Origin of the sequence: Streptomyces sp. NBC_01465, assembly GCF_036227325.1 — a bacterium.
GTDB lineage: Bacteria > Actinomycetota > Actinomycetes > Streptomycetales > Streptomycetaceae > Streptomyces.
The window spans coordinates 1,114,508-1,136,490 of the sequence record NZ_CP109467.1; the positions used below are offsets into that span (position 1 = coordinate 1,114,508).

The 21,983-nt window shown below is 70.5% G+C and carries 19 protein-coding genes; 16 read left to right on the plus strand and 3 right to left on the minus strand.

Annotation, left to right across the window (positions count from 1 at the left end):
- Positions 1-7 precede the first annotated feature (7 nt).
- Positions 8-3,520: a methionine synthase gene (gene metH, locus OG707_RS05005; RefSeq protein WP_329114752.1), complete on the minus strand. Its 3,513-nt coding sequence runs from the start codon at positions 3,518-3,520 to the stop codon at positions 8-10.
- 198 nt (positions 3,521-3,718) lie between these two features.
- Between metH and OG707_RS05010 the strand changes: the two genes are divergently transcribed.
- The 5 genes from OG707_RS05010 to OG707_RS05030 all read left to right on the plus strand — a co-directional run bounded on the left by OG707_RS05010 (position 3,719) and on the right by OG707_RS05030 (position 9,817).
- Positions 3,719-4,486, plus strand: a complete 768-nt coding sequence (locus tag OG707_RS05010) for an IclR family transcriptional regulator (protein WP_329114754.1) — start codon at positions 3,719-3,721, stop codon at positions 4,484-4,486.
- A 214-nt stretch (positions 4,487-4,700) separates the two neighbouring features.
- Entirely contained in the window at positions 4,701-5,462 is a 762-nt protein-coding gene (locus OG707_RS05015) for an MIP/aquaporin family protein (RefSeq protein ID WP_329114756.1), read from the plus strand.
- Positions 5,463-5,509: 47 nt separating this feature from the next.
- Positions 5,510-7,048: a glycerol kinase GlpK gene (gene glpK / locus OG707_RS05020; RefSeq protein WP_329114758.1), complete on the plus strand. Its 1,539-nt coding sequence runs from the start codon at positions 5,510-5,512 to the stop codon at positions 7,046-7,048.
- A 6-nt stretch (positions 7,049-7,054) separates the two neighbouring features.
- Positions 7,055-8,662: a glycerol-3-phosphate dehydrogenase/oxidase gene (locus OG707_RS05025; protein WP_329114760.1), complete on the plus strand. Its 1,608-nt coding sequence runs from the start codon at positions 7,055-7,057 to the stop codon at positions 8,660-8,662.
- A gap of 96 nt (positions 8,663-8,758) precedes the next feature.
- A complete protein-coding gene (locus tag OG707_RS05030) occupies positions 8,759-9,817 on the plus strand; it encodes an LLM class flavin-dependent oxidoreductase (RefSeq protein WP_329114761.1) in 1,059 nt (352 codons plus the stop codon).
- Positions 9,818-9,835: 18 nt separating this feature from the next.
- On the opposite strand, the gene OG707_RS05035 is transcribed toward OG707_RS05030, so the two are convergent.
- Complete coding sequence (locus tag OG707_RS05035) at positions 9,836-11,218, minus strand: MFS transporter (protein WP_329114763.1); 1,383 nt, start codon at positions 11,216-11,218, stop codon at positions 9,836-9,838.
- Between the two features lie 257 nt (positions 11,219-11,475).
- Here OG707_RS05035 and OG707_RS05040 point away from each other — a divergent pair, with 257 nt between their 5' ends.
- Genes OG707_RS05040 through OG707_RS05090 form a run of 11 tightly spaced genes read left to right on the plus strand, consistent with a single transcriptional unit; the run spans position 11,476 to position 21,460 of the window.
- On the plus strand, positions 11,476-12,963 hold the full coding sequence (locus tag OG707_RS05040; protein WP_329114764.1) for an aldehyde dehydrogenase: 1,488 nt from the start codon (positions 11,476-11,478) through the stop codon (positions 12,961-12,963).
- Positions 12,964-12,986: 23 nt separating this feature from the next.
- The gene (locus OG707_RS05045) at positions 12,987-13,925 is read left to right on the plus strand and encodes a VOC family protein (RefSeq protein WP_329114765.1); all 939 of its coding nucleotides are present in this window, start codon (positions 12,987-12,989) and stop codon (positions 13,923-13,925) included.
- On the plus strand, positions 13,922-14,710 hold the full coding sequence (locus OG707_RS05050; protein ID WP_329114768.1) for an aspartate dehydrogenase domain-containing protein: 789 nt from the start codon (positions 13,922-13,924) through the stop codon (positions 14,708-14,710). The genes OG707_RS05045 and OG707_RS05050 overlap by 4 nt, the downstream gene beginning before the upstream one ends.
- Positions 14,707-15,483 (plus strand): alpha/beta fold hydrolase, encoded by a 777-nt coding sequence (locus OG707_RS05055; RefSeq protein ID WP_329114770.1) that lies wholly within the window; start codon positions 14,707-14,709, stop codon positions 15,481-15,483. The genes OG707_RS05050 and OG707_RS05055 overlap by 4 nt, the downstream gene beginning before the upstream one ends.
- An 11-nt stretch (positions 15,484-15,494) precedes the next feature.
- Positions 15,495-16,016 carry a cupin domain-containing protein gene (locus OG707_RS05060; RefSeq protein WP_329114772.1) on the plus strand — a complete coding sequence of 174 codons (522 nt, stop codon included), beginning with the start codon at positions 15,495-15,497 and terminating at the stop codon, positions 16,014-16,016.
- Entirely contained in the window at positions 16,016-16,756 is a 741-nt protein-coding gene (locus OG707_RS05065) for an SDR family oxidoreductase (RefSeq protein ID WP_329114774.1), read from the plus strand. Before OG707_RS05060 ends, OG707_RS05065 begins: the two co-directional genes overlap by 1 nt.
- 19 nt (positions 16,757-16,775) lie before the next feature.
- Positions 16,776-17,564: an SDR family oxidoreductase gene (locus OG707_RS05070; RefSeq protein WP_329114775.1), complete on the plus strand. Its 789-nt coding sequence runs from the start codon at positions 16,776-16,778 to the stop codon at positions 17,562-17,564.
- Between the two features lie 29 nt (positions 17,565-17,593).
- Positions 17,594-19,219 (plus strand): thiamine pyrophosphate-binding protein, encoded by a 1,626-nt coding sequence (locus OG707_RS05075; protein ID WP_329114777.1) that lies wholly within the window; start codon positions 17,594-17,596, stop codon positions 19,217-19,219.
- A 10-nt stretch (positions 19,220-19,229) separates the two neighbouring features.
- Positions 19,230-20,177, plus strand: coding sequence for a PDR/VanB family oxidoreductase (locus OG707_RS05080; RefSeq protein ID WP_329114779.1), 948 nt, complete (start codon positions 19,230-19,232; stop codon positions 20,175-20,177).
- 28 nt (positions 20,178-20,205) lie between these two features.
- On the plus strand, positions 20,206-20,433 hold the full coding sequence (locus OG707_RS05085) for a recombinase-like helix-turn-helix domain-containing protein (RefSeq protein WP_329114781.1): 228 nt from the start codon (positions 20,206-20,208) through the stop codon (positions 20,431-20,433).
- Position 20,434: 1 nt separating this feature from the next.
- Positions 20,435-21,460: an aromatic ring-hydroxylating dioxygenase subunit alpha gene (locus tag OG707_RS05090; protein ID WP_329114783.1), complete on the plus strand. Its 1,026-nt coding sequence runs from the start codon at positions 20,435-20,437 to the stop codon at positions 21,458-21,460.
- On the opposite strand, the gene OG707_RS05095 is transcribed toward OG707_RS05090, so the two are convergent.
- Positions 21,444-21,962, minus strand: coding sequence for a MarR family winged helix-turn-helix transcriptional regulator (locus OG707_RS05095; protein WP_329114785.1), 519 nt, complete (start codon positions 21,960-21,962; stop codon positions 21,444-21,446). The two genes, OG707_RS05090 and OG707_RS05095, sit on opposite strands and share 17 nt — an antisense overlap.
- Between the last annotated feature and the right edge of the window lie 21 nt (positions 21,963-21,983).

Below are 21,983 nucleotides of genomic sequence, written 5' to 3' on the forward strand. Positions count from 1 at the left end.
CGAACCGTTACCGCGCGTTGAAGTATTTCGCCTCGGGGTGGTGGATGACGATCGCGTCGGTGGACTGCTCCGGGTGCAGCTGGAACTCCTCGCTGAGGTGGACGCCGATCCGCTCGGGCTGGAGCAGCTCGGCGATCTTCGCGCGGTCCTCGAGGTCGGGGCACGCGCCGTAGCCCAGCGAGAAGCGGGCGCCGCGGTACTTCAGGTCGAACATGTCCTTCACGTCGGCGGGGTCCTCGCCGGCGAAGCCGAGCTCGAAGCGGACGCGGGAGTGCCAGTACTCGGCCATGGCCTCGGCCAACTGGACGGACAGGCCGTGCAGTTCGAGGTAGTCGCGGTAGGCGTTGGCCTCGAAGAGCTTGGCGGTCTCCTCGCCGATCCGCGAGCCGACGGTGACGACCTGCAGGCCGATGACGTCGGTCTCTCCCGAATCCTCGGGTCGGAAGAAGTCGGCCAGGCAGAGGCGGCGGCCGCGGCGCTGGCGCGGGAAGGTGAAGCGGGTGCGCTCGCTGCCGTCGTCGTTGAGGAGGATCAGGTCCTCGCCCTTGGAGACGCAGGGGAAGTAGCCGTAGACGACGGCCGCTTCCAGGAGGTTGCCGGTGTGCAGCTTCTCCAGCCAGCCGCGCAGGTGGGGGCGGCCTTCGGTCTCCACCAGCTCCTCGTACGAGGGGCCGCCCTTGCGGGCCTCCTTGAGGCCCCACTGGCCCTTGAAGAGGGCGCCCTCGTCCAGCCAGGAGGCGTACTCCTTGAGCTGGATGCCCTTGACGACGCGGGTGCCCCAGAACGGCGGGGTGGGGACGGGGTTGGTGACGCTGACGTCCGAGCGGACCGAGCCCTCCGGCTCTTCCGTCACTTCCAGGACGGGCGTGTCGCGCTTGGGGACGCGGCGCTGCTTGAGCTCGGGGAGGACGGCTCCGGGGACTCCGCGCTTGACGCCGATCAGGGCGTCCATCAGGCGCAGGCCCTCGAACGCGTCGCGGGCGTAGCGGACTTCGCCCTCGTAGATCTCGTGGAGGTCCTGCTCGACGTAGGCGCGGGTGAGGGCGGCGCCGCCCAGGATGACCGGGAAGTCGGCGGCCATCTTGCGCTGGTTGAGCTCCTCCAGGTTCTCCTTCATGATCACGGTCGACTTCACGAGGAGTCCCGACATGCCGATCACATCCGCGCGGTGCTCCTCGGCGGCTTCCAGGATCGCCGAGACGGGCTGCTTGATGCCCAGATTGACCACGTTGTAGCCGTTGTTGGAGAGGATGATGTCGACGAGGTTCTTGCCGATGTCGTGGACGTCGCCGCGGACCGTGGCGAGCACGATGGTGCCCTTGCCCTCGGCGTCGGACTTCTCCATGTGCGGTTCCAGGTGGGCCACCGCGGTCTTCATGACCTCGGCGGACTGGAGCACGAACGGCAGCTGCATCTGGCCGGAGCCGAAGAGCTCGCCGACGACCTTCATGCCCTCCAGGAGGGTGTCGTTGACGATCTCCAGGGCGGGGCGGGTCTGGAGGGCCTCGTCCAGGTCGGCCTCCAGGCCGTTCTTCTCGCCGTCGATGATGCGGCGCTGGAGGCGCTCGTCCAGCGGGAGGGCGAGGAGCTCCTCGGCGCGGCCCGCCTTCATCGACTTCATGTTGACGCCCTCGAAGAGCTCCATGAGCTTCTGCAGGGGGTCGTAGCCCTCTTCGCGCCGGTCGTAGATCAGGTCGAGGGCGACCTTGACCTGCTCCTCCTCCAGGCGTGCGATGGGGAGGATCTTCGAGGCGTGCACGATGGCCGAGTCCAGGCCCGCCTTCACGCACTCGTCGAGGAAGACGGAGTTGAGGATGACGCGGGCGGCCGGGTTGAGGCCGAAGGAGATGTTGGACAGGCCGAGCGTGGTCTGTACGTCGGGGTGGCGCTTCTTCAGCTCGCGGATCGCGCCGATGGTGGAGATGCCGTCCTTGCGGGACTCCTCCTGGCCGGTGCAGATGGTGAAGGTCAGGACGTCGATGAGGATGTCCGACTCGTTCACGCCCCAGTTGCCGGTCAGGTCGGCGATGAGGCGCTCGGCGATGGCGACCTTGTGCTCGACGGTACGGGCCTGGCCCTCCTCGTCGATGGTCAGCGCGATCAGTGCGGCCCCGTGCTCCTTGGCCAGCTCGGTGACCTTGGTGAAGCGGGACTCGGGGCCGTCGCCGTCCTCGTAGTTGACCGAGTTGATGACCGCGCGCCCGCCGAGCTTCTCCAACCCGGCGCGCAGCACCGGCAGTTCGGTGGAGTCCAGGACGATGGGCAGGGTGGAGGCGGTGGCGAAGAGCCCTGCCAGCTTCTCCATGTCCGCGACGCCGTCGCGGCCCACGTAGTCCACGCAGAGGTCGAGCATGTGCGCGCCCTCGCGGATCTGGTCGCGGGCCATCTCCACGCAGTCGTCCCAGCGGGACTCCAGCATGGCCTCGCGGAACTTCTTGGAGCCGTTGGCGTTCGTGCGCTCGCCGATCGCCATGTACGCGGTGTCCTGGCGGAACGGGACCGTCTGGTAGAGCGAGGCGGCGCCCGGCTCCGGGCGCGGGTCGCGGACGGCAGGGGTGAGACCGCGGGCGCGGTCGACGACCTGGCGCAGGTGCTCGGGCGTCGTACCGCAGCAGCCGCCGATGAGCTGGAGGCCGTAGTCGTTGACGAAGGCCTCCTGCGCGTCCGCCAGGCCCTCGGGGCCGAGGGGGAAGTGGGCGCCGTCCTTGGTCAGTACGGGCAGGCCGGCGTTGGGCATGCACATCAGGGGCGTACGCGAGTGGCGTGCGAGATAGCGCAGGTGCTCGCTCATCTCGGCAGGGCCCGTCGAGCAGTTGAGGCCGAGCAGGTCGATGCCCAGCGGCTCCAGCGCGGTGAGAGCGGCGCCGATCTCCGAGCCAAGGAGCATCACGCCGGTCGTCTCGAAGGCGAGGGAACAGATCAGCGGCACGTTGACGCCGAGCGCGTCCATCGCCCTGCGGGCGCCGATCAGGCTGGACTTGGTCTGCAGCAGGTCCTGCGTGGTCTCCACGATGAGGGCGTCGGCGCCGCCCGCGAGGAGGCCCTCGGCGTTCTGCTGGTAGCCGTCGCGCAGGATGTCGTACGCGACGTGGCCCAGCGAGGGGAGCTTGGTGCCGGGGCCGATCGAGCCCAGCACCCAGCGCTGGCGGCCGTCCTTGGCGGCGAACTCGTCCGCGACCTCACGGGCGATACGGGCGCCCGCCTCGGAGAGCTCCACGATCCGGTCGGCGATCTCGTACTCGTTGGCCGCCGAGTGGTTGGCGCCGAAGGTGTTGGTCTCCACGCAGTCGACGCCGACCGCGAAGTACTCCTCGTGCACGGAGCGGACGATGTCCGGCCGGGTGATGTTGAGGATCTCGTTGCATCCCTCGAGATCCTGGAAGTCTTCGAGTGTGGGGTCCTGCGCCTGGAGCATGGTGCCCATGGCACCGTCTGCGACCACCACTCGGGTGGCGAGCGCCTCGCGGAGGGCGTCGGCTCGGGTCCGGCTGTCAGCGGAAGGGGTCGGCAACGAGGCCATGGAAAGTGCTCCCTGGGATGCGACGGCTGTCGGCTTTGCGCCCTCCGGCAGGATGACGCACCGGGTCAGCCTAGCGGGGGCGTCCGGCGGACGGTAAAGGTGTCCCACGAGGCGGACCTGATGACGTGCGCTGGCACTGGGTCGGCATCGGCCGATACGGTTCAGCATTGTCGAACACTGTGGAGGAGGGCCGGTTCCATGGCCAAGAACATCCAGTCGCTCGAGCGGGCGGCGGCGATGCTGCGCCTCCTCGCGGGCGGCGAGCGACGCCTGGGCCTGTCCGACATCGCCTCCTCGCTGGACCTGGCCAAGGGCACGGCGCACGGCATCCTGCGCACCCTCCAGCACGAGGGGTTCGTGGAACAGGACCCGGCGTCCGGCCGCTACCAGCTGGGCGCCGAGCTGCTCCGGCTCGGCAACAGCTATCTGGACGTGCACGAGCTGCGGGCCCGCGCCCTGGTCTGGACGGACGACCTGGCCCGCTCCAGCGGCGAGAGCGTCTACCTCGGCGTGCTGCACCAGCAGGGCGTGCTGATCATCCACCACGTCTTCCGCCCGGACGACAGCCGGCAGGTCCTGGAGGTCGGGGCCATGCAGCCGCTGCACTCCAGCGCGCTGGGCAAGGTGCTCTCGGCGTACGACCCGGTGGCGCACAGCGAGGTCGTCGAGACCGAGCGCAAGGTGTTCACGCCGCGCACGATCAGTGCGCTGGACGACTTCGAGTCCGTCCTGGACATCACGCGGGCCCGCGGCTGGGCGGCCGATGTCGAGGAGACCTGGGAGGGCGTGGCCTCGGTGGCCGCCCCCATTCACGACCGGCGGCGGATGCCCGTCGGCGCGGTCGGCATCACCGGCGCGGTGGAGCGGGTCTGCACCAAGGACGGCGACCTGCGGCCCGAGCTGATCGCCGCCGTACGGGACTGCGCGCGGTCCGTCTCGCGCGATCTCGGCGCCAGCCGCTTCTGACCCGCGCCCACTGGTCCGTACGGCAGAACTTCGCGACCTCGCGTTTCCCGGGACCGAGTCGATGGTCACAGAACCCTTGACGTTGTGTTAACCGGCGAGTAACACTCTCGTTCAGCGGTCGGCATTGTCGAACACCTACCGGTAATACGAGTTAGAGTGTGACAACGCCAAGGGCCGGCAACGTTCCCCTGGACGAAGGACAAAGGAGTCGCGGGTGTCCAGCTCCGACATCTTCATCGGCGAGACCATCGGTACCGCCGTGCTCATCCTGCTCGGCGGCGGCGTCTGTGCCGCCGTCACACTGAAGCGCTCAAAGGCAAAGGACGCGGGCTGGCTCGCGATCACGTTCGGCTGGGGATTCGCCGTACTGACCGGCGCCTACCTCGCGGGCGGCGTCTCCGGCGCGCACCTCAACCCGGCGGTGACCATCGGTCTCGCGATCGAGGGCGGCACCAAGTGGAGCGACGTACCGCTCTACCTGGCCTCGCAGCTGCTCGGCGCGATGATCGGCGCCGTACTGGTCTGGGCCGTGTACTACGGCCAGTTCCACGCGCACCTCACCGACCCGGAGATCGCCAAGACCAAGGACGAGGGCCCTGCGGGTCCGGTCCTCGGGGTCTTCTCCACCGGTCCCGAGATCCGCAACGTCGTGCAGAACATGGTCACCGAGATCATCGCCACGGTCGTGCTCGTCCTGGCGATCCTCACGCAGGGCCTCAACAACGACGGCAACGGCCTCGGCACGCTCGGCGCCCTGATCACCGCGCTCGTCGTGGTGTCGATCGGTCTCTCCCTCGGCGGTCCGACCGGGTACGCCATCAACCCGGTCCGCGACCTCGGTCCGCGCATCGTGCACTCCCTGCTCCCGCTGCCCAACAAGGGCGGTTCGGACTGGAGCTACGCATGGATCCCGATCGCGGGACCGCTGATCGGCGGCGCCATAGCGGGCGGCCTCTACAACCTCGCCTTCGCCTGAGCCCGCATCGACTCCCCCACCCTTCACAGACTTCTCTGGAGCACATCGTGACCACCGACGCTCACACCGCGGGGCCGTTCATCGCGGCCATCGACCAGGGCACCACGTCCAGCCGCTGCATCGTGTTCGACAAGGACGGCCGGATCGTCGCCGTCGACCAGAAGGAACACGAGCAGATCTTCCCCAAGCCGGGCTGGGTCGAGCACGACGCCGCCGAGATCTGGACCAACGTCCAGGAAGTCGTCGCGGGCGCCATCGAGAAGGCCGGCATCACTTCCGCCGACGTCAAGGCGATCGGCATCACCAACCAGCGCGAGACCACGCTGCTCTGGGACAAGAACACCGGTGAGCCCGTCCACAACGCCCTCGTCTGGCAGGACACCCGTACCGACGCGCTCTGCAAGGAGCTCGGCCGCAACGTCGGCCAGGACCGCTTCCGCCGCGAGACCGGGCTCCCCCTCGCCTCGTACTTCGCCGGGCCCAAGGCCCGCTGGCTGCTCGACAACGTCGAGGGGCTGCGCGAGCGCGCCGAGGCCGGCGACATCCTCTTCGGCACCATGGATTCCTGGGTCATCTGGAACCTGACGGGCGGGGTGAACGGCGGCGTCCACGTCACCGACGTCACCAACGCCTCGCGCACCCTCCTGATGAACCTCCACACCATGGCGTGGGACGAGAAGATCCTCTCCTCCATGCAGCTCCCGGCGGCCATGCTGCCCGAGATCCGCTCGTCCGCCGAGGTGTACGGGCACGCCAAGGGCGGCGTCCTCGACGGCGTCCCGGTCGCCTCCGCGCTCGGCGACCAGCAGGCGGCCCTGTTCGGCCAGACCTGCTTCTCCGAGGGCGAGGCCAAGTCCACGTACGGCACCGGCACCTTCATGCTGATGAACACCGGTGACAAGCCCGTCAACTCGTACAACGGACTGCTGACGACGGTCGGTTACCAGATCGGCGACCAGAAGCCCGTCTACGCGCTCGAGGGCTCCATCGCCGTCACCGGATCGCTCGTGCAGTGGATGCGCGACCAGATGGGGCTCATCAAGTCGGCCGCCGAGATCGAGACCCTGGCGTCCTCGGTCGAGGACAACGGCGGCGCCTACTTCGTGCCGGCCTTCTCCGGTCTCTTCGCCCCGTACTGGCGCTCCGACGCCCGCGGTGTGATCGCCGGCCTCACCCGGTACGTCACCAAGGCGCACATCGCGCGCGCCGTCCTGGAGGCCACCGCCTGGCAGACCCGCGAGATCACCGACGCCATGACCAAGGACTCCGGTGTCGAGCTGGCAGCCCTCAAGGTCGACGGCGGAATGACCTCCAACAACCTGCTGATGCAGACCATCTCGGACTTCACGGACGCCCCCGTAGTGCGCCCGATGGTCGCCGAGACGACCTGCCTCGGCGCCGCCTACGCCGCCGGCCTGGCCGTCGGCTTCTGGTCCAGCACCGACGAACTGCGCGCCAACTGGCGCCGGGCCGCCGAGTGGACCCCCCGTATGGACGCGGCCCAGCGGGACCGCGAGTACAAGAGCTGGCTGAAGGCCGTGGAACGGTCCATGGGCTGGCTCGACGAGAACACCGGCGAGGAGTAAAGCATCATGACCACCCTGCAGAGCGTTCCGGCCCTCGGGACGCACCCGGCCTCCGGCTCCACCGCGAGCCGCGCCGAGACTCGGGAGCAGCTTTCCAAGGCGACGTACGACCTCCTGGTGATCGGCGGCGGAATCCTGGGCATCTCCACCGCCTGGCACGCCGCGCAGTCCGGACTGCGGGTGGCGCTGGTGGACGCCGGCGACTTCGCCGGCGCCACCTCCTCCGCCTCCTCCAAGCTCCTCCACGGCGGGCTGCGCTACTTGCAGACCGGCGCGGTGAAGCTGGTCGCGGAGAACCACTTCGAGCGGCGTGCGGTCTCCCGGGACGTGGCACCGCACCTCGCCAACCCGCTCACCTTCTACCTGCCCGTCTACAAGGGCGGTCCGCACGGCGCGGCCAAGCTCGGCGCGGGCGTCTTCGCGTACTCGGCGCTCTCCGCGTTCGGTGACGGGGTCGGCCATGTCATATCGCCGTCGCGGGCGCAGCGTGACGTGCCGGAGCTGCGTACGGAGAACCTCAAGGCCGTGGCCGTGTACGGCGACGACCAGATGAACGACTCCCGCATGGCCCTGATGACGGTCCGCGCCGCGGTCGAGGCGGGCGCCACCGTCCTCAACCACGCCGAGGTCACCGGGCTGCGCTTCACCCGGGGGCGCGTGACGGGCGCCGAGCTCAAGGACCGTATGAGCGGCGAGGAGTTCGGTGTCACGGCCCGGCTCGTGCTCAACGCGACGGGTCCGTGGGTCGACCACCTGCGGAAGATGGAGGACCCGAACTCGGCTCCCTCCATCCGTCTGTCGAAGGGCGCGCACCTGGTCCTGAAGCGGACCTCGCCGTGGAAGGCCGCGCTGGCCACACCGATCGACAAGTACCGGATCACCTTCGCGCTGCCGTGGGAGGACCAGCTGCTGCTCGGGACCACGGACGAGGAGTACGAGGGCGACCCGGCCGATGTGCGGGTCACCGAGAAGGACACCGCGCAGATCCTGGACGAGGCGGCCTTCTCCGTACGCGACCAGCAGCTCTCCCGCGATCTGATCACCTACTCCTTCGCGGGTCTGCGGGTGCTGCCCGGCGGTCCCGGCGCCACCTCGAAGGCCAAGCGCGAGACGGTCGTCACCGAGGGGCGCGGCGGAATGCTGTCGGTGGCCGGCGGCAAGTGGACGACCTTCCGCCACATCGGCCGCACCGTCATGAACAAGCTGGCTGCGCTTCCCGGTCACCCCCTCGCCGAGGACATGGAGCCGATCTCGCATCTGCCGAAGAAGCTCCCGCTGCCCGGTATCGCCAACCCGAACGCGGTCGCCCACCGCCTCCTTGTGGACGCCCCGGCGCCCGGTCCGCGGATGGCGGCCGACACCGCGCGCCATCTGGCGACGCACTACGGTTCGCTCTCCTTCGACATCGCGCGCCTCGTGAACGAGGACTCGTCGCTGGCCGAGCGCATCCACCCGGACGCCCCGGAGATCTGGGCGCAGGTCGTGTACGCCCGTGACCACGAGTGGGCCGAGACGGCGGACGACGTGCTGCGCCGCCGTACGACGCTGACGATCCGGGGGCTGGCGACGGACGACGTCCGGGCGAAGGTCGAGGACGTGCTCGGCAAGAAGTAACCGACAGCGGTAAGGGGCGGTCCACGGGGGGCCGCCCCTTACGCATGCCATGCGCCGTCCACAGTGCCGCAACATCCGGCGGCGACAGTGGAGTTCATGAAATTCTCCGTACTGTCCATCATCGGGCACACCCCGCACCCCCTGACCGGTGAACTCCTCTCCCCCGCCGACCGGTTGGCCGAGGTCGTCGAGACAGGGGTCGCGGCCGAGCGGCTCGGCTTCGACGCGTACGCGGTCGGCGAGCGGCACGCGGGTCCTTTCCTGTCGTCGAGTCCGACCGTGGTCCTCGGCGCGCTCGCTTCCCGTACGTCGCGTATCCGGCTTCTCACGGGTGTCACCGTCGTCGCGATCCTCGACCCGGTCCGGGTCGCCGAGGACTACGCGACTCTCGACCAGCTCTCCCGCGGCCGTATCGAACTCGTCGTCGGCAAGGGCGCGGAGGCAGGGCACTTCTCCCTCTTCGGCCTCGACGAGGAGCGCCAATGGGATCTGCAGAAGGAGAAGTACGAGCTGCTGCGGCGGCTCTGGACCGAGGAGGGGGTGGACTGGGAGGGCGAGTTCCGGCCGCCGCTGAAGAACGTGACCACGGTCCCGCGCCCGTACGACGGTCTCCCCCGCATCTGGCACGGCTCGGCCACCAGCCTCAACTCCACCGAGCTGGCGGCCAGGCACGGCGACCCGCTCTTCACCGCCAACGCCATCCAGCCGCGCGAGGCGTACGCAAAGCTGATCGCCCACTACCGCGAGCGCTTCGAGGCGTACGGGCACGATCCCGCCCGCGCCCATGTGGCGGCGGGGTCGGGCGGGCTGCTGATCGCGGACAGCTCGCAGCAGGCGGTGTCGCGGTTCAAGGAGCTGTACGAGGCGAAGGTGGCGCAGACCTTCAAGCCGCACCTGGCGGGGAAGGCGGGGTACAACACCCCGTTCCGTACGATCGAGGACGCCATCGAGAACGGCCCTCAGCTCATCGGCTCCCCGCAGCAGATCATCGACAAGATCCTCGGCTACCACGAGGTCTACCGGCACGATCTGCAGTCCGTCACGGTCGACGGATTCGGCCTGGCGCAGGGCGAACAGCTCGAAACGCTGCAGCGGTTCGCCGAGGAGATCGCCCCGGTGATACGCCGCGAGGCGCCTTCCACGCTCTGGGACTGACCGGCGGCACGACGGACGTCAGGGCGAGATCTCCTCCAGGCGCCGCCCTGCCGTCTCCTCCGCGCCGAGCGCCGCGACGACGGCGCCGGCCAGGGCCACCGCACCGAGCAGCGTGAAGACGGTGGAGATGTGGCCGCCCGCGTAGACCATGCCCACGACGATGGGTCCGAGGATGACGCCGAGGCGGTTCATCGCGCCGCCCACGCTGCTGCCGAGCGCCCGCATACGGGTCGGGAAGAGCTCGGGTGTGTAGAGGTACAGGCAGATGTTGGAGCCGAAGAAGAAGACTGCGGCGAGCGAGGTCCACACCAGGACCTGAAGGGGCGTGCGGGCGCCGACGTACGCGAGGACGAGCAGGCCCGCGGCGGCTCCGGCGAGGCATCCGGTGATGACGCGCCTGCGGCCCGCGCGGTCGACGGTGAGTGCGGCGACCAGGCAGCCGAGGAGTCCGGCGCAGGAGGTGACGGTGGAGTAGAGCAGGGCGTCGGAGAGCGAGAGGCCGTAGCGGTTCTGGTAGATCGTCGGCAGCCAGGAGGAGATGCCGTAGTTGACGAAGTAGCCGGCGAACCAGAGAGCGCCGATGACCAGGGTGCGGCGCCGGTAGCGGCCGGTGAACAGGCCGCGCAGACCGCTGGAGGTCTCGGCTGCGGGCGTGGGGTCGGGCAATGCGTCCGGGACGGGTGGCAGTGGCGCGCCCGTGAGGCGTTCGACCTCGGCCTCGATCCTGGTCATCACCTCGTCGGCCTCCTGGGCGCGGCCGTGCTCGGCGAGCCAGCGCGGTGACTCCGGTACGGAGCGCCGGACGAGGATGCAGAGCAGGCCGGGGACGGCCGCCAGGGCGTACATCCAGCGCCAGCCGAGCAAGGGGACGACCCAGGCGGCGACCAGGGCGCCGACGGTGAGACCGGCGGGGAAGACGAGTTCGTAGAGCAGGACGAAGCGTCCGCGCCGGTGGCTGCGGGTGATCTCGGCGATGAAGGTGGCGGCCACGGGGACCTCGCCGCCGATCGCCAGGCCCTGGATGAAGCGCACCCCCATGAAGAGGCCGGGGGTGGTGGACAGGGCGAGTGCCAGGTTGGCCACGCTGGACAGGGCGATGCAGGCGGCGATGACCTTGACCCGGCCGAAGCGGTCCGCGAGCCGGCCCGACAGCAGGGCGCCGATCAGCATGCCGATCGAGCCCACGGTCAGCAGGAGGGTCGCGGCCGAGGTGGTGAGGTGCCACTCCTTGCGCAGGTCGGGCAGGGCGTAGGCGATGAGGAGTTGGTCGAAGGCTTCGAAGAAGGTGACGGCGCCCACGATGAGCCGGACCGTGACGTGCCATCGGCACAGGGGGAGCCGCTCGAAGCGCGCGGCTATGGCGGCCCGGACCGCGCGGTCCGGGTAAGCGTCGATCGTCATGCAGGGTCCTCCGACTCGGCGGGGAGGGGCGAGGGGAACGCGGCGGACAGAGGGTCTGGGGAAACCCGGGCCAAAGAGCGCATAAGCGCAAAGTTTCTAAGGGCTTAAGTTGTACCGCCCTCCCACCGGAGCGCGTCAAGGGTTCTCCGCTGGGAAATCTCCTTCGATTCGGGCCTTGCGTCGAAGATAGTTAAGCCCTTAGATTTCTAGGGCTTGCTTAACTCCCCAACTCCCCGACTCCGTAAGGAGGCTCTCGTATGCTCGGTCTACCGGCCGACGAGGTGCTCGTCGCGGGTGAGTGGCGCCGCGGCGCCGGCGCCCCGATCCGCACCGTCGATCCGGCCACCGGCCGCACCCTCGCCACCGTGCACGCGGCATCCGTGGACGAGGTCGCCGAAGCGGCCCGGGGTGCGGCCCGCGCGGCCGCCGATCCCCGCTGGCGTACGCTCCTTCCCCACCGCCGCGCCCAACTGCTGCACCGGGTGGCCGATGCGATCGACACGGCGGCGGAACACCTCGCCTCGCTGCAGACCGCCGACACCGGCAAGGCGCTCACCGAGACCCGCGCCCTGGTGGCCAGTGCGGCGGGAACCTTCCGCTACACGGCGGCCGCGCTGGAGACCGCCGAGGAGACGCTGACTCCGTCGCGTGGCGACTGCCTCACGATGAGCGTGTACGAGCCGATCGGTGTGATCGGCGCGATCAACCCCTGGAACTCCCCCGTCGCCAGCGACGCACAGAAGCTGGCCCCCGCCCTCGCGGGCGGCAACGCCGTGCTCCTCAAGCCCGCCGAGTGGACCCCCCTGGTCTCGCTCGCGCTGGGCCGTCTGATCACCCGGGTCCTCGCCGAACTCGACCTGCCCACAGGGCTGTTGTCGATCCTGCCGGGGCGCGGCAGCGTCGTGGGCGATGCCATCGTGAAGGACCCGCACATCGGGAAGGTCGTCTTCACCGGCGGTACGGACACCGGGCGCACCATCGCCCGTACCGCCGCCGGAAAGCTGATGCCGGTCTCCCTGGAGCTCGGCGGGAAGTCCCCGACGATCGTGCTCGCCGACGCCGACATCGAGCAGGCCCTGGCCGGCGTGATGTTCGGGATCTTCTCCTCCAGCGGCCAGTCCTGCATCGCGGGCTCCCGGCTGTTCGTCGCACGCGAGGTGTACGACACCTTCGTCGGTGAACTCGTCGAGCGCGTCGGCACGTTGCGGGTCGGTCCCGGCACCGACCCGGACACCCAGGTGGCACCGCTCGTGCACCACAAGCACCGGGACTCCGTCGCCGCCTACGTCGACCTGGCCCGCGAGGAGGGCGCGACGGTGCGCTGCGGAGGCTCCGTGCCCCCGGGAGCCGCGTACAGCGAAGGCGCGTACTACCTGCCGACCGTCCTCGACGGCCTCGACAACTCCTCACGCACCTGCCAGGAGGAAATCTTCGGCCCGGTGCTCGTCGCCCTGCCCTTCGACGACGAGGACGATCTCGTACGCACGGCCAATGACTCGGTGTACGGGCTGGCCTGCGGGATCTGGACCCGCGACCACCGGGCCGCGTGGCGCATCGCCCGCCGGATCGACGCGGGCACCGTCTGGATCAACACCTACAAGCAGTTCAGCATCGCCACCCCGTTCGGCGGCATGAAGGACAGCGGTCTCGGCCGGGAGAAGGGCCGCGACGGCATCCGCGCCTACCAGCGACAGAAGTCCCTGTACTGGGGCATGTCCGACACCCCCCTCGCATGGGCCAACTGAACAACCGGTCTGGAGAAAGAGCTGTGCCCCCACCCCCTCCCCCCGTCGCCCGGCTGCGTTCCCTGCGCTACGTCGAGCTGTTCACCCCCGCCTTCACCGAGGCCGCCGACTTCTACCAGGAGGTCTGGGGTCTGGAGAGCGTCGAGTCCGAGTCCGGCGCCCGCTGGCTGCGCGGCACCGGCGACGAGCACCATGTGCTGCAGCTCAGCCGCGCCGACCGTACGGGTCTCGGCCGGATCGCGTTCGCCGTCGCGACGCCCGCCGAGGTCGACGAGGCCGCCCGCCGGCTGCTCGCCCACGGCATCACCCCCGTCGCGGGCCCCGGCCCGCTCGACCAGGTGGGCGGCGGCTACGGGCTGCGCTTCACCGACCCCGAGCACCGGCTGATCGAGATCAGCGCACAGGTCGAGGCGGTCGCACCGCGCGGCCGCGACGGGGCGATCCCCGTCGGTGTGACGCACGCCGTGCTCAACACCACCGACATCGACGCGTCCGTCGCCTTCTACTGCGACGTGCTCGGCCTGCGGGTCTCGGACTGGTCCGAGCACCAGATGGCCTTTCTGCGCTGCAACGCCGATCACCACTGCATCGCCTTCAACCAGGCCGCGTGGGCGTCGGTCAACCACGTGGCGTACGAGATGAGTTCGGTCGACCACTTCATGCGCGGGCTGGGCCGGCTGCGCCACCACGGCGTCACCCCGCAGTGGGGTCCGGGACGGCACGGCCCCGGCAACAACACCTTCTCCTACTTCACCGACCCCTCGGGCCTGGTCTGCGAGTACACCTCGGAGGTCGCGCAGATCGTCGAGGACGCGTGGATCGCGAAGGTCTGGCGGCGGGTGCCCGAACTCTCCGACCTCTGGGGCACGGCGGGTCCGCCGTCCCCGAAGATCCGCAGCCACATGGCGGGCGCCCCCGATCCCGGGCCCCTTCCCCGTACGACCGAGGAGGCAGTGGCATGACCCGCACCGTGGGGCTCGTCGGCTGGGGTGCCATCGGCCGGATCGTGGGCACCGCCCTCGCCCAAGGGGCCGTGCAGGGAGCCGAGTTGGGCTGCATCGTGGACAACCGGGCGCTCGGCGACGCGCCCGCACCCCAGCTCTCCTTCGAGGAGGCGCTGGAGCGCTGCGACCTGATCGTGGAGGCCGCTGGCCAGGGTGTCGTACGGGAGTGGGGCGAGCGCGTCCTGCTCTCGGGCACCGATCTGCTGATCGCCTCCACCGGGGCGCTGACCGACGAGGACCTGGCGAAGCGGCTGCGAGACGCGGGGCCCGGCCGGGTGTACTTCACGTCGGGCGCCGTCGGCGGTCTCGATCTGCTGCAGGCGGTCGGCGGCCTCGCCCCGCTGAGCGACGTCCGGCTGACCACCACCAAACTTCCCTCCACCCTCGAACAACCGTGGATGGACGAGGAGTTGCTGACCCGGATGCGGACGGCGACCGGCCCGGTCGAGGTCATGACGGGGACGGCACGCGACATTCCGGTGAAGTTCCCGAAGTCCACCAATGTGGCCGCCTCGGTGGCCCTGGCCGTCGGGGACCCGGACGCGGTACGGGTACGGGTCGTCGCCGACCCCGGTGCGCAGCACACCCGGCATGTGATCGAGGCGTCGGGGCCGCACGGTGCGTACCGCTTCGAGGTCGCGCATCTGCCGGATCCGGGCAACCCCGCCACCAGTCAGGTCGTGCCGTACGCGGTGCTGCGCAGCATCGGCGCGATCGCCGGGCGGCCGGGGCAGATCCTGTGAATCCGCATGTGGAGGAGGCGGGGACGGACGGGCCGCTGCTGCTGTGTCTGCATGGCATCGGTTCCTCGTCCGCCGCGTTCGCCCCGCAGATGGCCGAACTCTCCGCGTACGTACGGGTCGTGGCCTGGGACGCCCCCGGCTATGCCCGATCCCCGGACCCGACAGGCCCGTTGACCCTCGACGACTACGCCGACGCCGCAGCGGAACTCATCCGCGATCGCGGCGGCCGCGCCCACGTCCTGGGCGTCTCGTGGGGCGGCGTCATCGCGCTGCGGCTCGCCACCCGGCACCCCGCGCTCGTCGCGTCGCTGATCGTCGCCGACTCGAGCACCGGCTCGGGGTCGGATCCCGCCAGGGCCGCCGCGATGCGCGGCCGGGCGGCGGAGCTCGCCGGGGAAGGCCCGCGGGCCTTCGCCGAGCGTCGCGGCCCCCGGCTGGTCTCCCCAGGAGCCCCGCCCGAACTGGTGCGGAGGGTCGTCGACTCGATGGCCGGGGCCATCAGACTGCCCGGTTACGCGTACGCGGCCGAGGCGATGGCCGCCACCGACCTCGGGCCCGAGCTCGCCCTCGTCTCCGCCCCGACCCTCGTCATGTGCGGTGACGAGGACCGGGTCACCGGGGTCGGGGCGAGCCAGGCCATCGCCGGGTCCCTCCGTACCGCCGCCTACGTGATCGTCAAGGACGCCGGTCACGCGGCCAATCAGGAGCAGCCCGGGGCCTTCAACGCCTGGGTCCTCTCCCACCTCCGTATCACCGCCCGGATCCCCGAATAGGAGCACCCACCATGCCGATCACCACCACCGAGTACACCGACGGCGGGAACCTCGCCGCGTACACCGATTCGCTCATCGCCACCAAGGCCTCCCGTGTCGCGGACTTCGACACGCTCTCCTTCCAGGAGAAGGCCGGCCCGCAGTACCGCCGAGGTCAGATCCGCTACGTCGGCTCCGGCGCCACCGGCAACCACGAGAGCGACAGCCGGATCCTGCCGTCGGGTGGCTTCACCTTCTCCAACATGCTGCTCCCGCCGGGCGCCGAGGGCCCCGAGCACACCCACCACGACGTGGAGGAGGCCTTCTTCGTCCTGGAGGGGCAGGTGCGCGTCGGCATCCACCGCGGCGACAGTGAGAGCGAGTACCGCACGCTCGGCTACCGCGACATGATCGTCGTCCCTGCGGGCGTGGCGCGTTCGCTGAAGAACGAGGGCGACACCGACGCCCTGTTCTGTGTCGTCATCGGCACCCGGAAGCCGCAGATCCCCACCTACCCGGAGCACTCGCCGATGCACGGCGTGACCCGCGACTGATGCGCACCGTCGTCATCACCGGCGCCGGCCGTGGCCTGGGACTGGCCATGGCCCGCCGGGCGGGCGCGGACGGCTTCCGCGTCGTACTCGCCGAAGTGGACGCGGCACGCGGGGAGTCGGCGGCCGGGGAGCTGCGCGAGGAGGGCTTCGACGCCCACTTCGTACGCTGCGACGTGGCCGACCCCGCCTCGGTCGACGCCCTGGCCCTGCGGGTCGCCGGGCTCGGGCCGCTGCACGGCCTGGTGAACAACGCGGCGCTCGCCAACGGTGTGGGCGGCAGGGAGTTCCAGGACATCTCGGTCGCGGACTTCGACCGCATCATGACGGTCAACGCCCGTTCGCCCTGGCTGGTCTCGCGGGCCCTGCTGCCGCAGCTCCTCGCGCACGGGCAGGGCGGACGCATCGTCCATCTCGCCTCGGACGCCGCCCTGTACGGCTCCCCGCGCCTCGCCCACTACGTCGCGTCCAAGGGCGCCGTCATCGCCCTCACCCGGGCCATGGCCAGGGAGCTCGGCGACAAGGGGATCACTGTGAACGCGGTGGCGCCCGGCATCACCGAGGGCGAGGCCACCGAGTCCGTTCCGGCCGAGCGGCACGAGCTGTACCGCATGAACAGGGCCATCTCGCGGCCCCAGCGGCCGGACGACCTCCTGGGATTCGTCGCCTTCCTGCTGAGCGAGGAGTCCCGCTATCTCACCGGACAGGTGGTCGCCGTCAACGGCGGCTTCACCATGAACTAGTCATACGGAGACACCTGTTATGGATCTGGGCCTCGCCGACCGCACCGTACTGGTCACCGGCGGCAGCTCGGGCGTCGGCCTGGCCACGGTCCGCGCCCTCCTCGAAGAGGGCGCACGAGTGGCCGCCTGCGGCCGCGACGCGGACCGTCTCGCGCGGGCGGCCGCCGATCTGGGCGCGGGCAGCGACCGGCTGCTGACCGGCGTCTGCGACGTACGGGACGCCGATGCGGTACGGGAGTTCACCGTCCGCACCGCCGAGCACTTCGGCGGCCTCGACGGTCTGGTGAACAACGCGGGCCAGTCCCGGATCAAGCCCTTCGCCGAGACGACGGCCGAGGACTGGCGCGACGAGCTGGAGCTGAAGTTCGCCGGCGTACTCAACCCGCTGCACGCGGCACTCGACCTGCTGCGCGCCTCTCCCGTGGCCTCGGTCGTGAACATCAACGCCGTGCTCGCCAAGCAGCCCGAGCGCCGGCTCATGACCACCAGCGCGGCCCGCGCCGGGATTCTCAATCTCTCCAAGTCCCTGTCCCAGGAGCTCGCCCCGGACGGCATCCGCGTCAACTCGGTCTGCCTGGGACTCGTCGACACCGGCCAGTGGACGCGCCGCTACGCCGCATCCGGCAGCGGCCTCGACTACGAGCGGTGGCAGGCGGAGCTCGCGGCCGACCGCGGCATCGCGCTCGGCAGGCTCGGCCGGGCCGAGGAGGTCGCCTTCGCGGTGGTCTCCCTGCTCTCCCCCCGCGCCTCGTACATCACCGGCACCGGCATCGACGTCTGCGGCGGCGTCGGCCGCTCCATCCTCTGAACCCCCCGAAGCTCTCCGAGGAGACCACCATGCACCACACCACCGGAGGCGATCTCCTCGTCGCCGTCCTGCGCGAACTCGGCATCGACACCGTCTTCGGCATCGTCAGCGTGCACAATCTGCCGCTGGTCGAGGCCGTCGACCGGGAGTTGCGCTTCGTTCCCGTACGCCACGAGGCGAGCGCCGTCAGCGCCGCCGACGCCTACGGCCGGGCGCGCGGCTCCATCGGCTGCGCGCTGACCTCGACGGGTACGGGCGCGGGCAACGCGGCGGGCTCGCTCATCGAGTCGCTCAGTGCGGGCAGCGCCGTCCTGCACGTCACCGGGCAGATCGACAGCGCGTTCCTGGGCAGCGGGCGCGGTTTCATCCATGAGACCAAGGACCAGCTGGGCATGTTGCGGGCGGTTTCCGCGTACGCGGAGACCGTGACGTCCACCGAGGACGCGGGCCGCATCCTGCGGGAGGCCGCACGCGCCGCCCTCTCCGACCCGGGCGGCCCGGGAAGCGTGGAGTGGCCGGTCGACCTGCAGTACGCGGCACAGACCGACGAGGTCGCCGAGGCGCCGGTCCTGCCGCGCCCGGCGCCCGATGACGCCGAACTCGCCCGCGCCGCCGAGCTGTTGGCCTCCGCACGGCGCCCGCTGATCTGGGCGGGCGGCGGCGCCACCCGCGCGCCCGAACAGCTGGCGGCCCTCGTCGAGGCGACCGGTGCGGGCCTGCTGACGTCCAACTCGGGGCGCGGCGCGGTGCCGGAGGACCACCCCCGGGTCATCGGCAACTTCGCCACCACGCCCGCCGTACGCGCTCTGCTCGCCGACGCGGACGTCCTGCTGACCGTCGGCACGCACTTCCGCTCCAACGAGACCGCCGACTACGCGCTGAAGCTGCCCGAAGCGCACATCCAGATCGACATCGACGCGGACGCGCTCGGCCGCACCTACCCCGCGCGCCACACACTGCACGCTCACGCCGCCGACGCGCTGGAGCGCCTGCTGCCGCACGGCCGCCCGGCCGAGACGGGCTGGGGAGAGCGGATCGCCGCCGTACGCGAAGAAGTGCGTACCGCCCTCCACGAGTCCATCGGCCCCCAGGCGGCGGTCTGCGACGCGATCCGCGCCGCGCTCCCCCGCGAGGCGGTCGTCGCCCGCGATGTCACCATCGCGTCGAGCAGCTGGGGCAACAGGCTCCTGGAGATGTACGACCCCCGGGACAATGTCTTCCCGCGCGGCGGCGGCATCGGGCAGGGCCTGGGCATGGGCATCGGGGCCGCGCTCGCCCGCCCGGACTCCCCCACCGTCGTGATGGCGGGCGACGGCGGCCTCGCCGTCCATCTCGGGGAACTCCTCACCCTCGCCCAGGAGCGGCCCGCACTCACTCTGGTCGTCTTCAACGACGGCGGCTACGGGGTGCTCCGCAACATGCAGGACCGCTACAGCGAGCGCCGCTCGGGCGTCGATCTCGCCACCCCCGACTTCGAGCTGCTGGCACGCGCCTGCGGGCTCCCGTACGCCCGCATCGCGGCGCCGGAGCACGCGCAGCCCGTCATGGAGCACGCGATCGCCTCGCGCGGACCCGTGCTCGTCGAGGTCGATCTGGCCGAACTCGGCCCGATGAAGACCCCGTTCACCCCGCCCGTCACGATCCCCACCGCGTAGGGAGGCCACCATGGACGCACCCCACGAGCCCCGGCTCGAACTGCTCGTACGCCGGATGACCTGGGAGGCCGAAGGGGTCCTCTCCCTGGAGCTCGTCCACCCGGACGGCAAACCGCTGCCCGCGTGGGAGCCCGGCGCCCATCTCGATCTGGAGGTCGGTGCGCAGACCCGGCAGTACTCGCTCTGCGGCGACCCGCACGATCTGTCCGCGTACCGGATCGGCGTGCTCAACGAGCCTTCGTCGCGCGGCGGTTCACGGTACGTGCACACGCAGCTGAGGCCCGGACAGCGGGTGACGGCTGTGGGCCCGCGCAACCATTTCGCGCTGACCGGCGCGGCCCGGTACGTCTTCATCGCCGGCGGGATCGGGATCACTCCGATCCTGGCCATGGCGCGCGAGGCGGCCCGGCGCTCCGTCCCCTACACCCTCGTGCACGGGGGCAGGACCCGCGCGTCCATGGCGTTCGGCACGGAACTGGCCGAACTGACCGGCGGGGACGTGGTGTTCCACCCGCAGGACGAGCTGGGGCACATCGACCTGGCGACGGCTCTGGCGGACGTCGCGCCCGACACCCTGGTCTACTGCTGCGGACCCGAGCCGCTGCTCGCCGCCGTGGAGGCCCTCTGCCCGGCGGACCGGCTGCGCGTGGAGCGCTTCGCGGCCCCCGCCGTCGAGCACACCGGTGACGACTCGGCCTTCGAGGTCGAGTGCCGGACCTCCGGCATCACCCTCACCGTCGACGCCGGCACCTCCGTCCTGGAGGCGGCCGAGGCGGCGGGGCTCGATGTCGGCAGCTCCTGCCGGGACGGGATCTGCGGCACCTGCGAGACGCGGGTGCTCGAAGGCTCCCCCGACCACCGCGACTTCGTACTGAGCGCGGCGGAACACGCCTCGGACGCCACGATGATGATCTGCGTGTCGCGCTGTGCCTCCGCCCGCCTCGTCCTCGACCTCTGACACCTGCGAACCCTTTCCCGGAGGCACCGTGACCACCACCGACTGGCCCTACCTCGACGTACATCAGTCCCGTACGCACGAGCCCACGCCGTACGAGTTCAAGCTCGCCGCGACGCTCGAAGAGGTCTTCACCAAGGACGGCCACGAGCTGGCCGACGTCGTACGGGGACTCAACGCCCGCCAGGTCCATGCCCCCGACGGGGGGCCGTGGACCGAGGAGTCCTTCCGCGCCGAGATCCACCGACTGGGAGCGTGACATGACCACCACTCCGACCGCCGACCACATCTACGCGACCGGCCTGCGCAACCAGTGGCACCCGGTCGTGCCGTCGCACTTCGTCGCACCGGGCGCCATGCGCAAGGTCACCGTCCTGGGCGAGCAGTGGCTGCTGTTCCGCCGCTCGGACTCCACCCTCAGCATGCTCGCGGATCGCTGCCCGCATCGCGGAGCACCGCTCTCGCTGGGCAAGCACCTCGGGGACCGGGTGGCCTGCTGGTACCACGGCGTGGAGGTCGAGACGGACGGCACCGTCTCGTCCGTGCCCGGACTGCCCGGCTGCAACCTGGAGGGCAAGAAGCTGGTGCGGAGCCTGCCCGTCCGCGAGGTGGCGGGGGCGGTCCTCGCGTACTTCGGTGACGAACAGCACCCGGAGCCGGCCGAACTGACCCTTCCCGAGCCGCTCACCGACCCCGGCATCGACGCGATCCTCTGCTACGCCGAGTGGGAGGGCGGCTGGCGCTACGCGGTGGAGAACCTGCTCGACCCGATGCACGGATCGTTCCTGCACCATGAGTCGCACACCATGTTCGACGGCGACACCACCGCCAAGTTCCGTATCCGCGAGACGGACCGCGGCTACTTCTTCGAGAAGACCGACCAGCGGGGCGTCAACTTCGACTGGGTGGAGCTGTGCAGGACGGGCGTCGACTGGGTCGACCTGTCCATCCCGTATCCGGCGTCGGCGGGCCCGGGCGGCCCCTTCGGGATCGTCGGCATGGTCTGCCCGGTGGACGAGAACCGCACCGGGGTCTTCTTCTGGCGCTACCGCGATGTCCAGGGCTGGGAGCGCGACAGCTGGCGCTTCCTCTACAAGACCCTCATCGAGAAGCGCCACTGGGAGGTCCTCGAACAGGACCGGGTGATGCTGGAGGCCATGCCCGCGGACGCGGACCAGCACGAGAACCTCTACCAGCACGACCTCGGAGTGGTCAGGCTGCGCCGCCTCTACCGCGCGGAGGCCGAGGCGCAGGCGCAGGGTCAGGCGGTCAGTCGGAATCTGTGATGGACAGTTCCAGCTTGGACAGCAGTCGCCCGAGCTGACGGCATTCGGCCGGGGTGAGCCCGCCGAGCATCCGGCGTTCGTTGTCGAGGTGCTCGGCGAACACCTCGTCCACTTTCGCGAGCCCGGCGTCCGTGAGCCGCGAGTACACCACCCGCCTGTCCTCCGCGTCCCGTTCACGGACGATCAGGCCGTCCTTCTCCAGCCGGTCGATGCGCAGGGTCACCCCGGCGGAGGAGACGAGACCCGAGTCGGCGAGCTGCCCGGCGGTGAGCCGGTACGGGGCTCCCGCCCTGCGCAGGGCGGTGAGCACGTCGAAACCGGCCACCGAAAGCCCGTGCGCGTCGACCGCATTGGTGAGCCGGGTGCTGTACCTGAGGAAGGTGCGGTGCAGCCGGGCGAGGACCTCCAGGGGCGCGGTGTCCAGTTCGGGACGTTCCCTCGCCCAGTCCTCGATGATCGACGCGACGGCGTCCTGCCGCCCGGCCGTCCTCTTCCCCGTCATACCCTGCAGCCTCCCTGTCGC